Origin of the sequence: Streptomyces sp. NPDC015220 (genome assembly GCF_043079345.1) — a bacterium.
Lineage (GTDB): Bacteria > Actinomycetota > Actinomycetes > Streptomycetales > Streptomycetaceae > Streptomyces.
In genome coordinates, this window is sequence record NZ_JBIBUK010000001.1 from 923200 (window position 1) to 945628 (window position 22429).

At 72.6% G+C, this 22429-nt stretch carries 13 protein-coding genes and 1 pseudogene; 5 read left to right on the forward strand and 9 right to left on the reverse strand.

The genetic code is table 11. The features are described 5' to 3' along the window. Positions 1 to 32: 32 nt before the first annotated feature. The 3 genes from ACF061_RS04300 to ACF061_RS04310 form a co-directional block, all read right to left on the reverse strand. Positions 33 to 3773 carry an ABC transporter ATP-binding protein gene (locus tag ACF061_RS04300; protein WP_392265248.1) on the reverse strand — a complete coding sequence of 1247 codons (3741 nt, stop codon included), beginning with the start codon at positions 3771 to 3773 and terminating at the stop codon, positions 33 to 35. Positions 3774 to 4527: 754 nt separating this feature from the next. After that, entirely contained in the window at positions 4528 to 5577 is a 1050-nt protein-coding gene (locus ACF061_RS04305; protein WP_392265249.1) for an esterase-like activity of phytase family protein, read from the reverse strand. A 53-nt stretch (positions 5578 to 5630) separates the two neighbouring features. Next, positions 5631 to 6497 carry a serine hydrolase gene (locus tag ACF061_RS04310; protein WP_392265395.1) on the reverse strand — a complete coding sequence of 289 codons (867 nt, stop codon included), beginning with the start codon at positions 6495 to 6497 and terminating at the stop codon, positions 5631 to 5633. Positions 6498 to 6786: 289 nt separating this feature from the next. On the opposite strand from ACF061_RS04310, the gene ACF061_RS04315 reads away from it, so the two are divergent. Together ACF061_RS04315 and ACF061_RS04320 are read left to right on the forward strand one after the other, a co-directional pair. After that, complete coding sequence (locus ACF061_RS04315; protein ID WP_392265250.1) at positions 6787 to 7395, forward strand: hypothetical protein; 609 nt, start codon at positions 6787 to 6789, stop codon at positions 7393 to 7395. A 107-nt stretch (positions 7396 to 7502) separates the two neighbouring features. After that, positions 7503 to 10072 (forward strand): annotated as a pseudogene (locus tag ACF061_RS04320) (ArnT family glycosyltransferase). Positions 10073 to 10711: 639 nt separating this feature from the next. On the opposite strand, the gene ACF061_RS04325 reads toward ACF061_RS04320, so the two are convergent. Genes ACF061_RS04325 through ACF061_RS04335 form a run of 3 tightly spaced genes read right to left on the reverse strand, consistent with a single transcriptional unit; the run spans position 10712 to position 14885 of the window. Beyond that, positions 10712 to 12397: a thiamine pyrophosphate-binding protein gene (locus tag ACF061_RS04325; protein ID WP_392265251.1), complete on the reverse strand. Its 1686-nt coding sequence runs from the start codon at positions 12395 to 12397 to the stop codon at positions 10712 to 10714. Next, positions 12394 to 13368, reverse strand: a complete 975-nt coding sequence (speB, locus tag ACF061_RS04330; protein WP_392265252.1) for an agmatinase — start codon at positions 13366 to 13368, stop codon at positions 12394 to 12396. Before speB ends, ACF061_RS04325 begins: the two co-directional genes overlap by 4 nt. 56 nt (positions 13369 to 13424) lie before the next feature. Further along, the gene (locus ACF061_RS04335) at positions 13425 to 14885 is read right to left on the reverse strand and encodes a sodium:solute symporter (RefSeq protein ID WP_392265253.1); all 1461 of its coding nucleotides are present in this window, start codon (positions 14883 to 14885) and stop codon (positions 13425 to 13427) included. A 208-nt stretch (positions 14886 to 15093) separates the two neighbouring features. Here ACF061_RS04335 and ACF061_RS04340 point away from each other — a divergent pair, with 208 nt between their 5' ends. Both ACF061_RS04340 and ACF061_RS04345 read left to right on the forward strand, forming a co-directional pair. Continuing rightward, entirely contained in the window at positions 15094 to 16581 is a 1488-nt protein-coding gene (locus ACF061_RS04340) for a helix-turn-helix domain-containing protein (protein ID WP_392265254.1), read from the forward strand. 78 nt (positions 16582 to 16659) lie between these two features. Continuing rightward, positions 16660 to 17451, forward strand: coding sequence for a phosphatase (locus ACF061_RS04345; protein WP_392265255.1), 792 nt, complete (start codon positions 16660 to 16662; stop codon positions 17449 to 17451). Between the two features lie 393 nt (positions 17452 to 17844). Here ACF061_RS04345 and ACF061_RS04350 read toward each other — a convergent pair whose 3' ends face one another. From ACF061_RS04350 to ACF061_RS04360, 3 genes are all read right to left on the reverse strand, one after another. Next, the gene (locus ACF061_RS04350) at positions 17845 to 18711 is read right to left on the reverse strand and encodes an acyl-CoA thioesterase (RefSeq protein ID WP_392265256.1); all 867 of its coding nucleotides are present in this window, start codon (positions 18709 to 18711) and stop codon (positions 17845 to 17847) included. Between the two features lie 6 nt (positions 18712 to 18717). Continuing rightward, entirely contained in the window at positions 18718 to 19875 is a 1158-nt protein-coding gene (locus ACF061_RS04355) for an acyl-CoA dehydrogenase family protein (protein ID WP_392265257.1), read from the reverse strand. Between the two features lie 226 nt (positions 19876 to 20101). Further along, a complete protein-coding gene (locus tag ACF061_RS04360) occupies positions 20102 to 20704 on the reverse strand; it encodes a TetR/AcrR family transcriptional regulator (protein WP_392265258.1) in 603 nt (200 codons plus the stop codon). Between the two features lie 106 nt (positions 20705 to 20810). On the opposite strand from ACF061_RS04360, the gene ACF061_RS04365 reads away from it, so the two are divergent. Next, positions 20811 to 22427 (forward strand): carboxyl transferase domain-containing protein, encoded by a 1617-nt coding sequence (locus ACF061_RS04365; RefSeq protein ID WP_392265259.1) that lies wholly within the window; start codon positions 20811 to 20813, stop codon positions 22425 to 22427. The last annotated feature ends 2 nt before the right edge of the window (positions 22428 to 22429 follow it).

Below are 22429 nucleotides of genomic sequence, written 5' to 3' on the forward strand. Positions count from 1 at the left end.
CATGACAGGTATCACACGGTTGCCGCCCGGGCTCAGCGGCGCGCGCCGACCGGTTCCTCCGGCTCGGTCGCACCGACGAAGGTCCGCCACAGTTCGGCGTACCGGCCGCCGCGGGCCAGCAGTTCGTCGTGCGTGCCGTCCTCGGCCACCCGGCCGCGGTCCATGACCACCACCCGGTCCGCGCGGGCCGCCGTCGTCAGGCGATGGGCGACCACCAGCGTCGTACGGCGGCCCGCGAGCCGGTCCGTGGCCTGGTTGACCTGTGCCTCGGTGGCCAGGTCGAGCGCGGCCGTCGCCTCGTCGAGGAGCAGCACGTCGGGATCGACCAGTTCGGCCCGGGCCAGGGCGATGAGCTGACGCTGGCCGGCCGACAGGTTGCGGCCGCGCTCGGCGACCTCGTGCAGATAGCCGCCCTCCAGCGTGGCGATCATCTCGTGCGCGCCGACCGCCCGCGCCGCGGCCTCCACCTCGGCGTCGGTGGCGTCCGGACGGCCGTAGGCGATGGCGTCGCGGACGGTGCCGGGGAAGAGGTACGCCTCCTGCGGCACGACCCCGAGGCGGTGGCGGTACGCGGTGAGGTCCAGCGTCCTCAGGTCGGTGCCGTCCACGGTCACCCGGCCACTCGTCGGGTCGTAGAACCGGGCCACCAGCTTGACCAGGGTCGACTTGCCCGCGCCGGTCTCGCCGACGAAGGCGACGGTCTGCCCGGCGGGGACGCGCAGGTCGATGCCGGTCAGTGCCTGCTCGGCGCCGTCGCCGGTGCCGTACGCGAAGTGCACGTCCTCGAACGCGATCTCGCCGCGCAGGGCGGGCACCTCGCGGGGCTCGGCGGCGGACTTCGTGGACGTCGGTTCCCGCAGCAGTTCCTGGATGCGGCCCAGCGAGACGGTGGCCTGCTGGTAGCCGTCGAACACCTGCGAGAGCTGTTGGACCGGCGCGAAGAACAGGTCGATGTAGAGCAGGTACGCCACCAGGGCGCCCGTGGTCAGCGTGGCGGCCTCCACCCGGCCCGCACCGGCGATCAGCACCGATGCCGCGGCGACCGACGACAGGAACTGCACGAACGGGAAGTAGACCGATATCAGCAGCTGGCCCCGGATGCGGGCCTGGCGGTAGTCGTCGCTGCGCTCGGCGAACCGCCGCCCGCCGTCCCGCTCGCGCCGGAATGCCTGCACGATCCGCAGCCCGGCCACCGACTCCTGCAGGTCGGCGTTGACCACGGACACCCGCTCCCGGGCGAGCTGGTACGCCTTCACACTGGCCCGGCGGAAGAAGAAGGTGGCCACGATCAGCGGCGGCAGTGTCGCGAAGACCACCAGCGCCAGCTCCACGTCGATCACCAGCAGGACGACCATGATGCCGAGGAAGGTGACCACGGAGACGAACGCCGTGACCAGCCCGGTCTGCAGGAACGTCGACAACGCGTCCACGTCGGTCGTCATGCGCGTCATGATCCGGCCGGTCAGCTCGCGCTCGTAGTAGTCGAGGCCGAGCCGCTGGAGCTGGGCGAAGATCTTCAGCCGGAGCGAGTACAGGACACGCTCACCGGTGCGGCCGGTCATCCGGGTCTCGCCGGTCTGCGCCGCCCACTGCACCAGGACGGCGAGCAGGCCGAGCAGGGCGGCCGTCCAGACGGCACCGAGGGCCAGCTTCGTGACGCCCTGGTCGATGCCGTGCCGGATCAGGACGGGCAGCAGCAGCCCCATGCCGGCGTCCACGGCGACCAGGCCGAGACTGACGAGGAGGGGCGGCCCGAAGCCGCGCAGCAGGCGGCGCAGCCCGTAGGACTCCTCGGGGCGCACGGCCCGGTCCTCGTCGATGTCCGGGGTGTCGGTCGCCGGCGGCAGGGCCTCCACCTGGGCGAGGAGCCCGGGGGTGGCGGGCATGCCCGCCAGGGCCGTGTCCCGGGGCTCGCGCTCCCCCGCCCACAGTGTGGGGGTGACCCCGCGCTCGGCGTCGAACTCGGCGTCCAGCTCGTCCCGTACGGAGGTGTCCTCCCGGGGTGCGGCGGGCCGGGCGTGCCCCGGGGAGACGCCGCCGAGCTCGTCGGGGTCGGTGAGCAGACGTCGGTAGAGCGCGGAACGCTCCTGGAGCTCGTCGTGGGTGCCGATGTCGGCGAGCCGCCCGCCGTCGAGCACGGCGATGCGGTCGGCGAGGTTGAGGGTGGACCGCCGGTGTGCGATGAGGAGGGTGGTGCGGCCCCGCATGACCTGCGCCAGCGCCTCGTGGATCTCGTGCTCGACCCGGGCGTCCACGGCGGAGGTGGCGTCGTCCAGGACGAGCAGCCGGGGGTCGGTGAGGATCGCGCGGGCGAGTGCCACGCGCTGGCGCTGGCCGCCGGAGAGGGTCAGCCCCTGCTCGCCGACCTTGGTGTCGTAGCCCTCGGGCAGCTCGGCGATGAAACGGTCCGCCTGGGCGGCGCGGGCGGCGGCCTCGATCTGCTCGGAGGTGGCGTCGGGGCGGCCGTAGGCGATGTTGGCGCGGACGGTGTCGGAGAAGAGGAAGGAGTCCTCAGGGACCAGGCCGATCGCGGCCCTGAGCGAGTCCAGGGTCAGCTCGCGCACGTCGTGCCCGCCGATGAGGACGGCGCCGTGGGTGACGTCGTAGAAGCGTGGCAGGAGCAGGGAGACGGTGGACTTGCCCGAGCCGGAGGAGCCGACGACGGCCAGGGTCTCGCCGGGGCGGATCTCGAAGGACAGACCTTGGAGGACGGGCCGGTCGTCCGTGTAGCCGAAGGAGACGTCGTCGAACTCAACGGTGGCGGGCGCGTCGGCCGGCAGCCGTACGGTGCCCTCGGTCAGCGTGGGCTCGGTGTCGATCAGCTCCAGGACGCGCTCGGTGCCCGCCCGGGCCTGCTGGCCGACCGTGAGCACCATGGCGAGCATGCGGACCGGGCCGACGAGCTGGGCGAGGTAGGTGGAGAAGGCGACGAACGTGCCGAGCGTGATGTGTCCCTCGACCGCCAGCCAGCCGCCGAGCGCCAGCATGGCGACCTGGCCGAGGGCGGGCACGGCCTGGAGCGCCGGGGTGAAACGGGCGTTCAGCCGGATCGTGCGCAGCCGCCCGGCGAACAGCCTGCGGCCCACCGTGCGGAGCTTGGCCGTCTCCTGTTCCTCCTGGCCGAAGCCCTTCACCACGCGGACGCCGCTGACCGCACCGTCCACCACGCCCGCGACCGCGGCTGCCTGCGCCTGGGCGTACCAGGTGGCGGGATGCAGCTTGGTCCGGCTGCGCCGGGCGATCCAGCCGAGCGCCGGGGCGACGGCGAGGGCCACCAGGGTGAGCGGCAGCGACAGCCAGGCCATGATCACGAGGGACATCAGGAAGAGCAGCACGTTGCCGATGGTCATCGGCAGCATGAAGAGCAGGCCCTGGATCAGCTGGAGGTCACTGGTGGCGCGGCCGATCACCTGACCGGTGGACAGCTCGTCCTGACGGCGGCCGTCGAGCCGGGTGATCGTCCCGTACATCTCCGTGCGCAGGTCGTGCTGTACGTCGAGGGCGAGGCGGCCGCCGTAGTAGCGGCGGATGTAGGTGAGGACGTAGACGAGGAGGGCCGCGCCGATCAGGGCGCCGGCCCAGGGGGCCATGGGGCGGCTGTGGTCGCCGATCACGTCGTCGATGACGACCTTGGTGATGAGCGGCACGACGGCCATGACGGCCATGCCGCCGAGGGACGCGCCGAGGGCGAGGACGACGTCCTTCGGATAGCGCCATGCGTACGCGGCGAGCCTTCGCGCCCAACCCCGTGTCTCCCCCGGCTGCGCTGTCACGTCGGTGCCTCCCTGACGGCCTGATGTACCGGAAGGAACCAACAAGGACCGATCCGGATTTCATCCCTCCGCAACAATGCGCTCCGCGCGTTCGACCTCTCCCGCACGCGGGACGTCCGGAACCCGGCCTCCACGCAGACCGCCGGGACCGGCGCGCGACGAACGGACAGTCGCGCCCCACACGGACCCGCCGGTGCCCACGCAGCCGCTTAGCCATCCCTGCGGCCATGGGCGCTCGCCGGCGAACCCGGCCGCCCCCTCCCCACGGCCCGCCGGGTTCTGGGGTCCCGTCGCAGGACCCCGGAGCCGCGGCACACCGGCGCATCGGGCCGCCGGCGCATCGGGCCGCCGACGGCGACCCACCCCGGACCCTGTCCCTTGCCCGCCGACCGCGACGGGCAGGGAGGCCGCCGCATCCGGCCTCCAGCCGCGACCCACCCCGAACCCGACCGCCCCCTGCCCGCCGACCACGACGAGCGGGGCCTGGCCGAAAGGCGGTTCCGCCTTTCGCGCGATCTGGTGCTCAGTCGCCTCTCGGCACAGGATGCCCGCGGATCCGGCCGCTCCCTCCGCTCCGGCGGTCGGGCCCTGGGCGCGGCCGGGCCCTGGGCGCGGCCGGCCAGTGTCGCTCAGCCCAGACAGCCCGCGAGCTCGTCCCCCTGCGCTCCTCGCGGCGATCCGCTTGTGGATGCGGCCGCGGGCTCGGGGGTTCGGGGCGTGCCTTCGCGTGGGCTGTCGGAGGTGGGGGCGGGCGTTACGGCGCTGTGGGCTGCCGGCCGTCCGTGCGGGCGCGCAAGTAGTAGAAGCGGGTCGTCTGCGCGGCGTTCTGGTTGTCGTCGCTGACCAGGAGGATCCTCAGTCGGCCCCGCGCGTCCCGGCCGGTGATCGTCATGCCCTCGATGTTGTCGAGGAGGGGGTTCGGCTGGGGCTGCTTGGCGGTGGCGCCGAGGGACGGGCAGGTGGCGATGTCGGTCAGCAGGGTCTTCCTGATCAGGTGAACGCCGGGCTGCCCGGTCAGTTTCTCGACGTCGCTGGTGTCGGTGGCGTGCCGCGGGTCCGCGAGGTAGAGGCGGACGGTGTTGCCCACGCCGGAGGTGAAGCCGCGCTCCAGGACGAGCAGGCGGCCGTCGGGGGTGGCCTGCACCTCGGGGACGCCCAGGCCGTCGTCCGTGCGGTAGGCGTACTGGGCGGCGAGCCGGAAGTGGCCGCTCCCGGTCCGCCGCCAGGTCTGGAAGCGGACGATGCCCTCGGCGTCGCCGGAGAGCGCGTACTCCATGGACGCGAGCAGGGTGTCGCCGCCGGGCAGCAGGGTCAGGCCCTCGAAGGTCTGGTTGCCGGTGGCGCGACCGGCGGGGGCGACCAGGAGCGAGGGCGGCACCGGGAGGCGGTCGAGGATGCGGCCGTCGCGCGAGTAGCGGCGTACTGACGGTTCGGTCTCGGAGGTGATCAGACGGGTGCCGTCGCGGTCGACGACCAGTCCCTCCGAGTCCAGCGCGGTGCCGTTCTCGTCGGCGAGCCGCACCACGCCGGTCGGTCGCAGGGTCCGTCGGTCCAGGGTGAACACCGACGAGCGGTCGGAGAGAGCGGCGAGATCGCCGTGTCGGTCGACCGCGAGTGCGGAGAGGTTGCCGACGAAGGCTCCCCGGTACATCGTTCCGTCCAGCGCGTCGGAGAAGCGGTCCAGGGTGACGGAGGGCGAGCAGGCGTGGTTCTCGGTGGTGTCGGCGGCGGCCGGCCCGGCGGTGAGACAGGTGGCCGCCGCCAGGCCGGCGGTGACGGTCGCGAGTACGGTCCTCAAGCGCATGACCGTCACCGTAGGGCGCTCGCGTGACCGGCGGGAGACCGCCTCGTGAAGGGTCAGCCGCTCGGCGGCACCGGCACGATCGCCTCCATGGGCCGGGAAGGCGGAATGTAGCGCGCGGTCCTCGTCGCCGTGGGGGCGAGGTCCTTGTGGATGGCCCTGGCGATGTTCTGGATGGTGCCGACGCCGTAGTCCATCGTGCTGTTGTCCTGCGTCAGGACCGTGATCATGTAGTCGTGGCCGCCGCCGTTGAAGGTGCCCACGCTGTGCACCCGCCAGCCGTGTGTGGCGCGCTGCAGCCAGCCGTTCTTGACGTGCACGGCGACGGAGGAGGGCGCTCCGGCCGTCGTCCCCCACCGCTGGGCGGAGACGACCTGGCCCATCAGCTTGAGGATGTAGGCGCGGGAGTTGTCGCTCAGCACGCTGTTCTTGGCCGTGACGAGCCCGAGGAGCTTCTGCTCGTCGCGCACGGTGATCTGGGTCAGGCCCCAGTAGCCGTCCGCACCCGGCTTGGTCTGGGTCATGCCGGCCGCGGTGAGGAAACCCTTGACCTTCGTCACGCCCAGTTGCTTCCACAGACTGGTGGTCGCGTTGTTGTCGGATTGGGTGATCATGGCCTTGGCGAGGGCGGTCTCACGATCGGTGAGGTGGCGGTTCGTCTTCTTGGCGTCCCACAGCAGGGTGGCCAGGACGGTCACCTTGACCACGCTGGCGGAGTCGTAGGCGGTCGACTCCCGCAGCGTGCAGGTCGTATTGGTGGTGCGGTCGCGCAGGCCGACCGCGATGGTGCCCTTGCGGCCGGCCATGGCCGCGGTGATGTCCTTCTGCAACTTCTCGGCCAGGCCGGCCCTGCCGGACGTGCAGCTGACCTTCGGTGCCGCGGCCGCGGCGGGTGTCGCGGCGGCCACGCAGGGAACGAGCATCCCGGCGCCCGCCCCGATCGCCGCGAGCGCTCTGACGCGTCGGGATATCCAGTGAGTCATACCCGGTTGACGCACATAGACGACCGGATGGTTGTACGAAACTCGGCCAGTCTTTGACGCGCCGTCACGGGCTGAGGGGGGCGGTGGGTGTTTTCCCTTCCGCCCGCCTCCGGGTACCTGCGCCAAAAAAGCGTGAGCACCCAGGCTCCCTCTGCTCATCTGTCGCTCATTTGAGTGCCTGAGTGGCATTCACCTTCCGGTTGCTCACAGTTTTCGTTGGATAGGTCCCATGAGCCCGGAATTCGCGTACGGCCACAACCCGCACAGCACAGGACATGTGCTCACCACGGTGCGGACCCTCATGCGCACCGACGGCCTGGACGTCTCGCTGACCGCCATCGCCCGCAGTTGCGGCACGACACGCAACTTCCTCTACGCCAACTGGAAGTCCGCCTCCGGACTGCATCTGCTCGCGCTGGGGGCCGAACTCGCGCAGGCCTTCGAAACCGCGGGACGCACCCGCCCCAGCGACGGCACCGTCCGGGGAATCACCGAGCACCTGACACAGGTCGTGCGGGTCGTCCGCCGCCACCCGACGACGGCCGCCGTCGCCAGGACCGCCCGCAGGGGATTAGCGGCGGCGCACACGGCGACCGACGGAGCGCTGGTGCAGATCGCGATTGACCGCATCGGCGATCTGCTGCACCCCCTCTACCCTCTCGGCGGCATCTGGGGCGACCCGAAACTGGCGTCCAAACCATGGCAGATCCTGTGGATCGCCCGTCCCGCCGCCCTGTGCCCCGAAGCCGTCGGAGACCAGGACCGGGAGGACACCCTGGACGCCGCCTTCACCGAGTTGCTGGGCGACCTGCTGGCCCCCTGGGACGCCAGTCGGTAGTGGCAGCCCCATCGCGTCGGAGCCGTTCGGCACGCCCTTCGCAACTTCACAGCTGAGGACCAGGTACGCCACAGCCCGCACCCACCCGCGATATGCACGATGCGCGGGTGACCTCAGCCACCGATCCCCTTCCCCGTCCGACCGCGCCCCCGACCGCGCCCCCGACCGGCCCCTCTCCGGACCGGCGCGCGGAACGGTCCACGGCACGGCCCGCAGCGCGGTCCACGGCACGGCCCGCAGCGCGGTCCACGGCACGGCCCGCTGCGGCGCCCCGCTGGTCGCTGCCCGCGCTGCTCGCGATCCTCGCCCTGGCCGCCACGCTGTACTCCTGGAACCTGTCGGGCTCCGGCCTGAACAGCTTCTACAGCGCCGCCGTACTCAGCGGCACGGAGAGCTGGAAGGCCTGGTTCTTCGGCTCGTTGGACGCGGGCAACTTCCTCACCGTCGACAAGCCGCCGCTCGCCCTGATGGTGATGGGCCTGTCCTGCCGGATCCTCGGTTTCGGCACCTGGCAGATGATGGCTCCGATGATCGTGGCCGCACTCGCCACCATCTGGATCCTGCACTCCTCGGTGAAGCGGGTGTGGGGCCACGGCGCGGCGGCCGTCGCCGCGCTGGTGCTCGCGCTCACCCCGATCACCGTGGCCATCAACCGGGACAACAACCCCGACACGCTGCTGGTGCTGTTGATGGTCGGCGGGTCGGCCCTCGCCCTGCGCGCGGTCACGGGCGGCCGACTGCTGCCACTCGTGGGCTCGGCGGTCTGCTTCGGACTCGCCTTCAACACGAAGATGCTCCAGGGGTACATCGCCCTGCCGGCCGTCTTCGTGGTGTACCTGTACGCGGCCCGGCCGCCGTTGGTACGCCGGATCGTGAACCTCCTCGTCGCCGCGGTGGCGCTGGCCGTCTCCAGCTTCTGGTGGGCGGCGGCCGTCTCCCTGGTGCCCGCCTCCGAGCGGCCCTACATCGGCGGCTCCACCGACGGCACCGCCTGGAACCTGATCACGGGCTACAACGGCCTGGGCCGCATCTTCGGCGGCGAGGGGAACGGCGGAGGCGGTGGAGGCGGCGGAGGCGGTGGAGGCGGTGGAGGCGGCTTCTCGGGCACGGCAGGTCTCGGCCGTATGTTCAACGACATCCTGGGCGGCCAGATCTCCTGGTTGATCCCCTTCGCGGCGCTCGCCTGCGTCGGCGGGCTGGTGCTGTGCGGCCGGGCCCCGCGCACCGACCCGACCCGGGCGGCCTTGGTCCTCTGGGGCGGCTGGACGGCCCTGCACTACCTGACCTTCGCGATGGCCGAGGGCACGATGCACCCCTATTACACGACCGCGCTCGCGCCCGGGATCGCCGCTCTGTGCGGGGGCGGTGGTGTGCTGCTGCTGCGGGCGTTCCGTGCGGACCGACGCTGGGCGTGGGTGCTGCCGACGGGGCTGGCGGTGACGGCGCTCTGGGCGATCGTGCTGCTGCGCCGGGCTTCGGGCTGGCACACCTGGCTGTGGCCGGCGGTCGGGGTGCTCATGGCCCTGGCGATAGCGGGGCTGCTCGTCTTCCGTTCCGGCCACCGGGCACGGCTGCTGGCCGCTTCCGTGGCGGCGGCGGTGATCGCGGCGGTGGCGGGCCCGGCCGCGTACGCGTACTCGGTGCCCTCGGGCGCGGGCTCCGGCGGTGGCATGGGCGGTACGAACCCCACGGCGGGCCCCACCACCGGCAACGGCTTCGGTGGCCCGGGCGGAGACGGCGCCCGAGGGGGCTTCCCGGGCGGTGGCCCCGGCGGGGAGATGCCCGGCGGCGGAGAGGGGCCCGGCGGCGGAGAGGTGCCCGGCGGCGGTACGCAACAGGCCGGTGGCCAGGCCGGAGTCTTTCCGGATGGCGGCGCGCCCGGCGGCCCCCCGAACGGCGAGTTGCCCGGCGGGACCGGCAGCCAGGCGTCCGGCGGGACCAACAGCCAGACGGCCGGCGGGACCAACAGCCAGACGGCCGGCGGGACCAACAGCCAGATGCCCGGCGGGGCCGACAGCCAGACGGCCGGCGGGGCCGACGGTGAAGCGTCCGGTGGGACCGCGTCGCAGGGTGGCGGCGAGCTGCCCGGGACCACTCAGCAGGGTGACGGGAGCGGCGGGGCAGGCAGTGCCACGCGACCGAACGGTGCCGACGGCGCGGGAGGCGCCCCCGGAGGGGGCGGGGAGCGCGGTTCCACGAATGGCATGGGCGGCATGGGCGGCGGCCCCGGCGGCGGTGTGGGCGACGCGAGCAGCGAACTGGTCACGTACCTGAAGAAGCACCAGGACGGCGCCAAGTGGCTGCTGGCCGTGTCCAGTTCGCAGAGCGCCGCGCAGCTCATCCTCAGCAGCGGGCAGCCGGTCATCTCCATGTGGGGCTGGTCCGGCACCGACAAGGCGATGACCCTGGCCAAGCTCAAGGAACTGGTGAAGAAGGGCGAGCTGCACTACATCCAGCTCGGCGGCGGCATGGGCGGCGTGACTCGGTCACCTCGCAGGTCACGGCCTGGGTGCAGAAGCACGGCACGGCGGTGAAGGAAAGCTCCTACAGCAAGAGCACGACGTCGGTCCCGCAGTCCGGGCCGAAGTCGGGGTCGGAGTCGGGCGCCTCGTCCGGCTCGTCGGCCGGGACCAGCCAGTCCTCGCTCTACCGGCTCGACCCGTCGGACGTCGGCTGACGCGACGCCCGGCGACGGCCATGGCTCCCGACCCCCGAGGACCGGGAGCCACGGGTCATGCCCCGACCGGCGTCCGGGGTCATGGCCGCCGGGGCGGGTGCCGTCTCGCGTACCCCCCCCCGCCGCGTGCCACCAGCCAGGCGGCGAGACACCGGTGACTACCGCCGTCGGCTGTTCGGGGTGCAGTCCCAGTCGCCGCAGGGCGTGCGCCCGTACCCACAGGTGGACCCGCCCCCGCCACCGGCCGCTGCCGGGATCCGGCCCGCAGGTCAGGTCACAGCGGAGGTCGCGTCCGTCGAAAGGCATCCAGTCGATCCCCCGGTCGCGCAGTCAACCCAGGAGCAGTTGCCCGGCCCTTGGCGCCCCGGGCAGGTTCTCGACGCTGAACACGTGCACCCACTCGTCCTCGTTCGCCGTCACAGCACCGCTCTCCCTTCCTGGCCGACCCGGTCGAGCCTACGACCGCCGCTGGACGGTGAGCCCAGGTGCGCGCGCGAACATCCGCAGCACCCCGGAAGGACGACCACAGAGGGTCCCGGCCGGACCAGGGCCTTCGCCAGGTCGGAATCCAGCATCACAGGAATCAACCGGACACCGGGGACGCCGAAGAACTGAGCGAGAACGACGAAGTCGGGACGGTCAGCCCAGGTGTGTGGGCGCGAACATCCGCAGCACCGCGGGAAGAACGACCACAGAGGGACCCGGCCGGTCCAGGGCCTTCGCCAGGTCGGTCTCCAGGGTCGCCGGGGACGTGCGGACGCCCGGGACGCCGAAGGACTCGGCCAGGGCGACGTAGTCGGGGCGGGTGAGTTCGGTGGCCGTGGGCTCGCCGAAGGCGTCGGTCATGTACTCGCGGAGAATGCCGTAGCCGCCGTCGTCGACGATCAGCCAGGTGACGTTCAGGCCGTACTGCCGGGCGGTGGCCAGTTCGGCGATCGAGTACAGGGCCCCGCCGTCGCCCGACACGGCCAGGACCGGGCGGGTCGGGTCGGCCGCCGCCGCTCCCAGGGCCGCCGGGAAGCCGTAGCCGAGTCCGCCGGCGCCCTGGGCCGAGTGCATGGTGTTCGCGCCCCGGGGGTCGAAGGCCGACCAGGCCCAGTACGCCAGGATCGTCATGTCCCAGAAGGACGGGGAGTCGGCGGGCAGGGCGCGGCGCACCGCTGCCAGCACGTCCTGCTCCAGGGTGAGTTCCTGGCCGGCGATCCGTTCGCCGACCTTGTCCAGCAGCTGCCGTACCCGATCGGCGGCGCTCTCGTCGGTGCGCTCCGGCACCGTTTCCAGCAGTGCCTGCAACGCCAGGCGGGCGTCCGCGTGGATACCGAGGGCCGGGTGGTTGGACTCCAGCTTGCCGAGGTCGGCCTCGATCTGGATCACTCGGCCGCGGGGCTCGAACGTGTGGTAGTTCGAGGACAGTTCGCCGAGGCCGGAGCCGACGACCAGCAGGACGTCGGCGTCCTCCAGGAAGTCCGTCGTGTGCCGGTCCTCCAGCCACGACTGGAGCGACAGCGGGTGCGTCCAGGGGAAGGCGCCCTTGCCGCCGAAGGTGGTCACGACCGGTGCCTGGAGACGTTCCGCCAGCGCCCGCAGCTTTCCGGACGCGTCCGCCCGGACCACTCCCCCGCCGGCGATGATCACCGGGCGGGCGGCCTTGGACAGCAACTCGGCCGCGACCGCGGTCAGTTCCGGGCGGGGCGGCAGCTCCTCCGGGGTCGCGTCCAGCGCCGTGACCACCGGCAGGGTGGTCGGCGCCAGCAGCACGTCCTGCGGGATCTCCACCCACACGGGGCCGTGCGGGGCGGTCAGCGCCGACTTCCAGGCCGCCGCGATCGCGGACGGGATCTGGGACTGGGTGCGGACGGTGTGCACCGACTTCACCACGCCCCGGAAGGAGGCGGCCTGGTCGGGCAGTTCGTGCAGGTAGCCGTGGCGTCCGCCGCCGAGGCCGGCGGTGGGGATCTGGCTGCCGATCGCCAGGACGGGGGCGGAGGCCGCCGCCGCTTCCTGGAGCGCGGCCAGGGAGGTCAGGGCGCCCGGGCCGGTGGACAGCAGCAGCGGCGCCGCCTCGCCGGTGATCCGGCCGTAGGCGTCGGCCGCGAAGCCGGCGTTGTTCTCAACCCGCAGGCCCACGTAGCCGAGGTCCGAGCGGCGCAGCGCGTCGAACATGCCCAGGGCGTGCTGGCCGGGCAGGCCGAAGACGGTGGTGGCGCCGAGCCCGGCCAGACTCTCCACGACCAGGTCTCCGCCGTTGCGGCCGGGGGGTGGATTCAGCGCGGCCGCCGTCTGCGCGGGCGTCGGGCGGAGCACCAGGTCGTGGTCGTGGGTCACTTGTCTGCCTTCTCCTGGGCGATCCGGCGGGTCATGAGCGTGGTCAGTTCGTAGGCGGTGTGGGAGGCCGCCACGGAGGTGATCTCGGCGTGGTCGTAGGCCGGCGCCACCTCGACGACGTCCGCGGAGACGAGGTTGCAGGAGGCCAGGCCGCGCAGGATCTCCAGCAGTTCGCGGGAGGTCATGCCGCCGGCCTCGGGCGTGCCGGTACCCGGCGCGTGCGCGGGGTCGAGGCAGTCGATGTCGATGGAGATGTACAGCGGGCGGTCCCCGATGCGCTGCCGCAGCTGGTCGGCGATCTCGTCGGCGCCCCGACGGTAGACGTCCGCGGAGGTGACGATGCCGAAGCCCATCTTCTCGTCGTCGGTCAGGTCCTGCTTGCCGTAGAGCGGTCCGCGGGTGCCGACGTGGGAGAGGGCGGAGGTGTCGAGGATGCCCTCCTCCACCGCCCGCCGGAACGGGGTGCCGTGGGTGTACTCGGCGCCGAAGTAGGTGTCCCAGGTGTCGAGGTGGGCGTCGAAGTGGAGCAGGGCGACCGGGCCGTGCTTCTTCGCCACGGACCGCAGCAGCGGCAGGGCGATGGTGTGGTCGCCGCCCAGGGTCATCAGCCGGGCGCCGGTGGACAGCAGCTCGTCCGCCGCCGCCTCGACGGTCTCCACGGCCTCGTTGATGTTGAACGGGTTCACGGCGATGTCGCCGCCGTCGGCGACCTGCGCCAGGGCGAACGGGGAGGCGTCCTGGGCGGGGTTGTAGGGGCGCAGCAGCCGGGACGCCTCGCGGATGGCGTTGCCGCCGAAGCGGGCGCCGGGCCGGTAGGAGACACCGGAGTCGAACGGGACGCCCACGACCGCCACGTCGGCGCGTCCGCCGACCTCGTCGAGGCGGGGCAGCCGGGCGAAGGTGGCGGGGCCGGCGTAGCGCGGGATGCGGGAGGAGTCGACGGGGCCGCGGGGCGTCTCGTTGCCGCTCATGGTGAAATGCCTTCTTTCCTGCGCTTCATCGCGCATGTACTGCTTCCCGTCCGACTCTACTGGTGTGCCGGGACGGGTTCGGGGGCGAGTTCGGGGCTGCGCCCGGCGAGGCGTTCCCGCCAGACGGCGAGGACGGACTCGTCGGTGGGCCGGGTCGCCAGGGAGACGGCGAGGTAGGCCGCGAGGGAGGCCAGCAGGCCGTAGTAGACGGGCTCGTTGGCGAGGATGCCGTAGCCCGCCATGAGGCCGATGACGGCGAGGCCGCCGACGATCACGGAGGCGAGGGCGCCCTGCGCGGTACCGCGCTTCCACAGCAGTCCGCCGAGGATCGGCACGAGCAGTCCGCCGACGAGCAGGTTGTAGGCCACGGTCAGCGCCTCGACGACGTTGTTCAGGGCGATCGCGGTGCCGATGACGGCGATGCCCATGATCAGGATGAAGGCGCGGTTGCCCCTGACCTCGTCGTGCGCCCCGCCGTCGCGGCGGACGGCGCCGCGCAGCCGCGACCAGATGTCGTTGTTGGCGACGGTCGCGCAGGCGATCAGCGCGCCGGAGGAGGTCGACATCACCGCGGCCAGGGCGGCAGCGAGGACCAGTCCCCGGACGCCGATGGGCAGTTCGTCCTTGACGATGGTCGCGAAGGCGTCGTCGGCGCTGCCCAGGTCGGGGTACAGGACCTTGGCCGCGGTGCCGATGACGGCGCCGGCGAGGGCGTACACCAGGCAGTAGGTGCCGGCGACGGTGCCGCCGAGGCGGGCCGTGCGGTCGCTGCGGGCGGTGAACACGCGCTGCCAGATGTCCTGGCCGATGAGCATGCCGAAGGTGTAGATGAGCACGTAGGTGAAGATCGTCTCGCCGCCGATGCCCAGCGGGTCGAAGTAGGAGGTGGGCAGCTCGGCCCGCATGCCGCTGAAGCCGCCGGCCTTGACGACGGCGATGGGCAGCAGCAGGAGCAGCACGCCGATCGTCTTGACCACGAACTGCACCATGTCGGTCAGTGTGATGGACCACATGCCGCCGAGGGTGGAGTACGCGACGACGATCGCGCCGCCGAGGACGATCGCGACGGTGCGGTTCAGGTCGAACAGGACGTCGAAGATGGTGGCGTAGGCGATGGTGGAGGTGACCGCGAGCATGAGGGTGTAGGCCCACATGACGATGCCGGAGATGACGCCCGCCCTGCCGCCGTAGCGCAGGTCGAGCATCTCGGAGACGGTGTAGACCTTCAGCCGGGCGATGCGGGCGGAGAAGAACACCGACAGGGCCAGCAGGCCGAGGCCGATGGTGAACACCATCCAGGCTCCGGAGAGCCCGTACTTGTAGCCGAGGCCCACGCCGCCGATGGTGGACGCGCCGCCGAGGACGATCGCCGCCATGGTGCCGGAGTACATCGTGGGCCCGAGGCGGCGGCCCGCCACCAGGAACTCGCTCTTGGACTTGGCGCGGCGCATGCCCCACCAGCCCATGCCGAGCATGCCGGCCAGGTAGACGACGATCACTGTGTAGTCGACGGCCATGCTGGGCCCTCCTTCGCGCACATTCCGGTGGCGTGTCGTGCAGATCCGTGGGTGGGTTCCTGAGAACAGGGACCTCGGCGGCCGATCGCGGGGACATCCGCCCGTACCCGCGGCCACCGGTCTGGACTTGACACTAGGTGGCCGGAAAGCGACTGCGAAGTGTACTTTTCATCCATTCGAGCGAGACGGAGTGGAGGGAACGCACACCATGCCGGATCCACACGCGCCGTCCGCCCCGGCGGTGCCGCCCACCCCGCCGATCCCGCTGTCGGCCCTGCTGGCCCGTGAGGACCTGGCGCTGCGCCGGATCGCCGGGCCGTCGGATCCGGGCGTGGTGATCCACTGGGCGCACACCTCGGAGATGGCCGATCCCTACCCCTACCTGCTGGGCGGCGAGCTGCTGCTGACGGCCGGGGTGCACGTCCCCGGCTCGGGCGGCCCGTCCGGACCGGGCGGTTACTTCGACGACTACGTCTCCCGGATCGTCGCCGCGGGCGGCGCGGCCCTCGGCTTCGGTGTGGCGCCGGTGCACGACACGGTGCCGCCGGCGCTGGTGGCGGCCTGCGACGCGCACGGTCTGCCGCTGCTGGAGGTTCCGCCCGGGACCACCTTCGCCGCGGTCGCGCGCGCCGTGTGGCAGCTGATGGCCCAGGCCCGGCTGGCCGAACTGCGCCGGGTCACCGAGGCGCAGCAGAGCCTGGCCGCCGCCGCCTCCCGGCCGGATCCCGTCCCCTCGGTGCTGCGCCAGCTGGCGCAGCGGGTCGGCGGCCGGGCGGTGCTGTACGGCCCGGAGGGCGCCCGGGTCGCCGAGGCGGGGCGGGAGGAGTTCCCGCCGGGGGTGCGGGAGGCGCTGGACGGGCTGGCGCGGCTGGTCGCCAGCCGTGCGCACTCCTCCGCCACCGACACCGTCGCCGGCGCCCACCTCGCCGCCTACGCCCTCGGCGCCGGACAGGGCTTCGTCCTCGCCGTCGCCGCCCCGCACCGCGATCCCGGCGACCACACCATCGCGTCGGTGGCGGCCGTGCTGCTGTCGCTGCTCACCGGCGAGCACCACAGCGGCTCGGGGGCGGCCCGTTCCTCGGCGCTGGTACGGCTGCTGCTGGGCGCACCGCCCGAGGAGGTGGCGCCGCTGCTCGGCGACGGGCGGTGGGTCGTCGTGCACGCCAGGGCGGACGGTCGGGCCGCCGACGCGGTGGCCGCCTCCGCGCTCGGCGCCGCCCTCGGGTCGGCGCTGGTGGACCTGGCGGACGGGGTGGTCCGGGTGCTCGTCCCCGCCGGGCGCGAACCGGCCGCGCAGCCCGGCTGGACCCTCGGGGTCAGCGCCGCGGCCGCCCCGGCCGACTGGCCGGCCGCCGACCGTCAGGCGGCCCGCGCGCTGGCCCGGGCCCGGGCCACCCGCACCGCCGTGGCGCGGACCGGTGCGGCCGGGTCCGGCCTCGCCGACCTGCTCCCGCACGGCGAGGCCGAGGCGCACGCCCGCGCGCTGCTCGCCCCCGTGGCCGCGGTCCCCGCGCTGACCGAGACACTGCGCACCTGGCTGTCCCTGCACGGCAGCTGGGACCGCACCGCGGTCGCCCTGGCCGTGCACCGCAACACCGTGCGCCAGCGCGTCGCCCGCTGCGCCGCGCTCCTCGGCGCCGACCTGGACGACCCGGACGTGCGCATGGAACTGTGGTTCGCGCTGCGCCGGAGCTGACCGGGCCGCCGCGTGACCCGCGTCCCAGCGCTCGGAACCCCGGCGACGCCGGGGGATCACTGCATCACAATGGGTGCCATGCCGATACCCGGGACACCCAGCCGCGCCGAACTCGTCGACCACCTCGTCAGGACCCGTATCGCCGGGGACGTCGCCACGCCCCGCGAGAACAACCTCTCCCACTACCGCAAGCTGGCGAACGGCGACCGCAACTTCTGGCTGGGCCTGGAACTCGGCGACCGCTGGAGCGACGAGCAGGACGTGCTCGCGGTGATGGCGGAGCGGGTCGGCGTCAACGACGATCCGGAGTACCGCAGCGGCCAGGACACCATCGATCCCGAGCTGACCGTGGACGGTCTGGAGCGGATGGCCGGCCGGCTGCGCAAGGCGGCCGACGGCGGTCAGCGGGTGCTGTTCGCGACCGGCCATCCCGGCGGCCTGCTCGACGTGCACCGGGCCACGGCCGCCGCGCTGCGCGCCGCCGGGTGCGAGATCGTGGTGATCCCGGACGGGCTGCGGACGGACGAGGGGTACGTCATGCAGTTCGCGGACGTGGCGGTGCTGGAGCACGGCGCCACGCTGTGGCACACCCACTCGGGGGAGCCGATGCGCGCCATCCTCACCGGTCTGGAGCACGAGGGCCGGCCGCTGCCCGACCTGGTGGTCGCCGACCACGGCTGGGCGGGCTGTGCGGGACAGCTCGGCGTGGACTCCGTCGGTTACGCCGACTCCAACGACCCGGCCCTCTTCCTCGCCGAGGCCGAGGGGACCGTCCAGGTGACGGTGCCGCTCGACGACCATGTGGTCAGCCCCCGGTACTACGACCCGATGACGGCGTATCTGCTGGACCGGGCGGGGCTGGCGGCTTAGGGCGGCGCCCCGGCGGTCACGGCCGGGGGCTGGGTCCTTTCGAGCGGCGCCCGCGCGCGGCCCCGGGGCCGTGGGGGTGTTCCTCGTCGGCGGGTTCCCGCCGCGTTCGAGCGCGGCCGGCGGCGGTGCTTCGGTGACCGTGCCGGCGTGGGAGGGCGAGGGGGCGCGCGGCCTCGGGCAGCGTGACGCCGGAGCCGCGCGGATCAGCCCGGCGGCGGCCTCGGTGATGGTGGTCGCGGGGGCGGCGAGGGCGATCTCGACCTGATGGTGGTCGCGACCTCGGTGATGGTGGTCGCGGCCTCGGTGAGGGCGGCGGCGGTCGGCGCGCAGGCGCTCCCGCCGCCGGTGTCCCCCGGGCCCCTTCGCGTGCGGCCCGTGTCGTGTCCCCGGGTGTCAGCGGGGGACGCGAACCACGCCTTCCTGGATCACCGAGATGGCAAGCCGGCCGTCCTGCGTGTGGATGCGGGCCTGGCCGAGGCCGCGGCCGCCGTGCGCGGAGGGGGACTCCTGGTCGTACAGCAGCCACTCGTCGGCCCTGAACGGCCGGTGGAACCACATGGCGTGGTCCAGCGAGGCCCCGACGACGTCGCCGACGGCCCAGCCGCCGCGCCCGTGGGCGAGCAGCACCGAGTCGAGCAGCGTCATGTCGGAGACGTAGGTGGCGAGGACGACGTGCAGGAGGGGGTCGTCGTCGAGTTTGCCGTTGGTGCGGAACCAGACCTGGGAGTGCGGTTCGCGGGGCTCGCCGAACCTGCCGAACGGCGGCTCGTCGACATAGCGAAGGTCGACGGCCTCGCGGGCCTCCAGGAACCGTTCCACGACCTCGGACGGGAGGTGGTCGTAGCCGCGCATCCGTTCGACAGAGGTGGGCAGGGTCTCCGGGTCCGGGGCCGGCGGCATGGGGGTCTGGTGGTCCAGGCCCTCCTCGTACGTCTGGAAGGACGCCGAGAGGTGGAAGATCGGCTGCCCGTGCTGGACGGCGACCACCCGGCGGGTGGTGAAGGAACGGCCGTCGCGGATGCGGTCCACGGTGTAGACGATGGGCACGCCCGGGTCGCCGGGGCGCAGGAAGTAGGCGTGCAGCGAGTGCGCGTGCCGGTCGGCGGGGACCGTGCGCCCGGCGGCGACCAGTGCCTGGGCCGCGACCTGCCCGCCGAAGACGCGGGGTACGACGGCGGAGCGGGACCGGCCGCGGAAGATGTCCTGCTCGATCCGCTCGAGGTCGAGCAGGTCGAGCAGGGACTCCAGTGCCTGGTTCACGGGCTCTTACAGGCCCATGCTCTTGGCGATAATCGTCTTCATGATCTCGCTGGTGCCGCCGTAGATGCGGTTCACACGGTTGTCGGCGTACAGGCGGGCGATGGGGTACTCGTTCATGTAGCCGTAGCCGCCGTGCAGCTGGAGGCAGCGGTCGATGACACGGTGCGCGACCTCGGTGCAGAACAGCTTGGCGGAGGCGGCCTCGGCGGGGGTGAGTTCACCGGCGTCCAGGGCCTCCGTGGCCCGGTCGGCGACCGCCTCGGCGGCGTCCACCTCGGCCTGGCAGGCGGCGAGCTCGAACTTGGTGTTCTGGAAGTGGGCGACGGGCTTGCCGAAGACGGTGCGCTCCTGCACGTACTGCTTGGCGAACCGGACGGCGGCCTTGGCCTGCGCGTAGGCGCCGAAGGCGATGCCCCAGCGCTCGGAGGCGAGGTTGTGGCCGAGGTAGTGGAAGCCCTTGTTCTCCTCGCCGAGCAGGTCCTCGACCGGCACCTTGACGTCGACGAAGGCCAGTTCGGCGGTGTCGGAGGTGCGCAGCCCCAGCTTGTCCAGCTTGCGGCCGACGGAGTAGCCCTCGGACTTGGTGTCGACGGCGAAGAGGGAGATGCCGAAGCGGCGGTCCTCGGCGGTCGGGGCCGAGGTACGGGCGCAGACGATCACCTTGTCGGCGTGCACACCGCCGGTGATGAAGGTCTTGGCGCCGTTGAGGACGTAGTGCGTGCCGTCCTCGGAGAGCTTGGCGGTGGTCTTCATGCCCGCGAGGTCGGAGCCGGTGCCCGGCTCGGTCATCGCGATCGCCCACATCTCCTCGCCGGTGACGAACTTCGGCAGGTAGCGCTTCTTCTGCTCGTCGGTGGCGAGCATCTTGATGTAGGGGAGCGCGAGCAGCACGTGCACACCGGAACCGCCGAACTGGACGCCGGCGCGGGCGGTCTCCTCGTAGAGGACGGCCTCGAACTTGTGGCTGTCCATGCCGGCGCCGCCGAACTCCTCCGGCACGTTGATGCCGAAGATGCCCAGCTCGCCCAGCTTGTAGTAGAACTCGCGCGGGGCCTGGCCGGCGGCGAACCACTCGTCGTACACGGGCACGACCTCGGCCTCGATGAAGGCGCGGAGGGTCTCCCGGAACGCCTCGTGATCCTCGTTGAACACCGTACGGCGCACGCCGCCACCTCCACGAACCTCGGCCTGTCTAAGCGCTTGCTCATACAAACGTACCGGCGAGTACGGAGGCAGTAAAGGGGAGCGGTCGTAACGCTCGTCACGCGCGGCCCACCCGCCGGGCCGGCCGGCACGCGGAGCCGGAGCCCCGCCCCGCTCGGCCCGCTCCGCCCGGCCGGCCGAACTCGGCCCGCCCCGCTCGACCCGCCCCGCTCGGCCCCTCGGCGGCTCAGCCCGCCGCGGGCGGAGCCGCCGAGAACGCCCCGCGCGCCATCCGGTGCAGCAGCTCGGCCGTGGCGGAGCGTCCCGGCAGGCCGCGCCGCCCCAGGTGCGGCGTGGAGTTCAGCAGGCCGAAGACCGAGTGCACGGCCGACCGCGCGGCCGCCTCGGTGAGATCCGGGTGGACTTGGCGGACCACCTCCACCCACAGTTCGACGTACTGCCGCTGCAGCTGCCGCACCAGCTTGCGGTCGCTGTCCCGGAGGCGGTCCAGCTCACGGTCGTGCAAGGTGATGAGGGGACGGTCGTCCAGCGCGAAGTCGATGTGGCCCTCGATGAGCGAGTCGAGGACCGCCTCGGGGCCGGCCACCCCGTCGGCCTCCGCCAGGCGCCGCTTCGCGCCGGTCAGCAGCTGCCCGCTGATGCCGACCAGCAGCTCCGCGAGCATGGCGTCCTTGCCCGCGAAGTGCCGGTACAGGCCCGGGCCGCTGATCCCCACGGCGGCGCCTATCTCGTCCACGCCGACGCCGTGGAAGCCGCGTTCGGCGAAGAGCCGCGCGGCTTCCCTGAGGATCTGCTCGCGGCGGGTCGGGGCGTCGGTTCGCGTGGCCATGAGAACAATTCTAGACAGCGACGTTAGCGGTCGTTAACCTGAGGGGAGATGGGTTAACGCTCATTAACACCGGCCAGGTCGACCACCGGGTGAGGGGACCACAGGAATGCACGAGGCACCGGAGCTGACGAGCGCGGCCGATCCCGCGTCGGACGCCTGGCGGGCCAACGAACAGGCGCACCGGGCGCTCGCCGAGGAGCTGCGCGGCAGGCTCGCCGCCGCCCGGCTCGGCGGCGGCGAGCGGGCGCGGGCGCGGCACACCGCACGCGGCAAGCTGCTGCCGCGCGACCGGGTGGACGCGCTGCTCGATCCGGGCTCGCCCTTCCTGGAGCTGGCGCCGCTGGCCGCCGACGGGATGTACGACGGGCAGGCCCCGGCCGCCGGGGTGATCGCCGGGATCGGACGGGTGTCCGGCCGGGAGTGCGTGATCCTCGCCAACGACGCCACCGTCAAGGGCGGCACGTACTACCCGATGACGGTGAAGAAGCACCTGCGCGCCCAGGAGGTGGCCCTGGAGAACCGCCTCCCGTGCCTCTACCTGGTCGACTCCGGCGGCGCCTTCCTGCCGATGCAGGACGAGGTGTTCCCCGACCGCGAGCACTTCGGGCGGATCTTCTACAACCAGGCACGGATGTCCGGCGCGGGGATCCCGCAGATCGCCGCCGTGCTCGGTTCGTGCACGGCCGGCGGGGCGTACGTCCCGGCGATGAGCGACGAGGCCGTGATCGTCCGCAACCAGGGGACGATCTTCCTGGGCGGTCCGCCGCTGGTGAAGGCGGCCACCGGTGAGGTGGTCACGGCGGAGGAGCTGGGCGGCGGCGAGGTGCACTCGCGGATCTCCGGCGTCACCGACCACCTCGCCGAGGACGACGCCCACGCCCTGCGGATCGTGCGGAACATCGTGGCCACCCTCCCCGCGCGCGGCGCCCTGCCCTGGGAGGTCACCGAGCCGGTGGAACCCAAGGTCGACCCCTACGGCCTCTACGGCGCCGTGCCGGTCGACTCCCGCACCCCCTACGACGTCCGCGAGGTCATCGCCCGCGTGGTCGACGGCTCGCGCTTCGCGGAGTTCAAGGCCGAGTTCGGGCAGACCCTGGTGACCGGGTTCGCCCGGATCCACGGCCACCCGGTCGGCATCGTCGGCAACAACGGCATCCTGTTCTCCGAGTCCGCCCAGAAGGGCGCCCACTTCATCGAGCTGTGCGACCAGCGCGGCATCCCGCTGCTGTTCCTGCAGAACATCTCCGGGTTCATGGTGGGCCGGGACTACGAGGCGGGCGGCATCGCCAAGCACGGCGCCAAGATGGTGACGGCGGTGGCGTGCACCAGGGTGCCCAAGCTGACCGTCGTCGTCGGCGGGTCCTACGGCGCGGGCAACTACTCCATGTGCGGCAGGGCCTACTCGCCCCGCTTCCTGTGGATGTGGCCGAACGCCAAGATCTCCGTGATGGGCGGCGAGCAGGCCGCCTCGGTGCTCGCCACCGTCAAGCGGGACCAGTTCGAGGCACGGGGCGAGGAGTGGTCCGCGCTGGACGAGGAGTCCTTCAAGGCGCCCGTGCGCGCCCAGTACGACCGGCAGGGCAACGCCTACTACGCCACCGCCCGTCTGTGGGACGACGGCGTGATCGACCCGCTGGAGACCCGCCAGGTGCTGGGCCTGGCCCTGACCGCGTGCGCCAACGCTCCGCTGGGCGACCCCCAGTTCGGCGTCTTCCGGATGTGAGG

Coding starts and splice junctions, on each gene's coding strand:
- ACF061_RS04345 (WP_392265255.1), top strand. CDS start 16,660: ATGCCGATACCCGGGACACCCAGCCGCGCCGAACTCGTCGACCACCTC.
- ACF061_RS04305 (WP_392265249.1), bottom strand. CDS start 5,577: ATGCGCTTGAGGACCGTACTCGCGACCGTCACCGCCGGCCTGGCGGCG.
- ACF061_RS04310 (WP_392265395.1), bottom strand. CDS start 6,497: ATGCTCGTTCCCTGCGTGGCCGCCGCGACACCCGCCGCGGCCGCGGCA.
- ACF061_RS04315 (WP_392265250.1), top strand. CDS start 6,787: ATGAGCCCGGAATTCGCGTACGGCCACAACCCGCACAGCACAGGACAT.
- ACF061_RS04335 (WP_392265253.1), bottom strand. CDS start 14,885: ATGGCCGTCGACTACACAGTGATCGTCGTCTACCTGGCCGGCATGCTC.
- ACF061_RS04365 (WP_392265259.1), top strand. CDS start 20,811: ATGCACGAGGCACCGGAGCTGACGAGCGCGGCCGATCCCGCGTCGGAC.
- ACF061_RS04340 (WP_392265254.1), top strand. CDS start 15,094: ATGCCGGATCCACACGCGCCGTCCGCCCCGGCGGTGCCGCCCACCCCG.
- ACF061_RS04360 (WP_392265258.1), bottom strand. CDS start 20,704: ATGGCCACGCGAACCGACGCCCCGACCCGCCGCGAGCAGATCCTCAGG.
- speB (WP_392265252.1), bottom strand. CDS start 13,368: ATGAGCGGCAACGAGACGCCCCGCGGCCCCGTCGACTCCTCCCGCATC.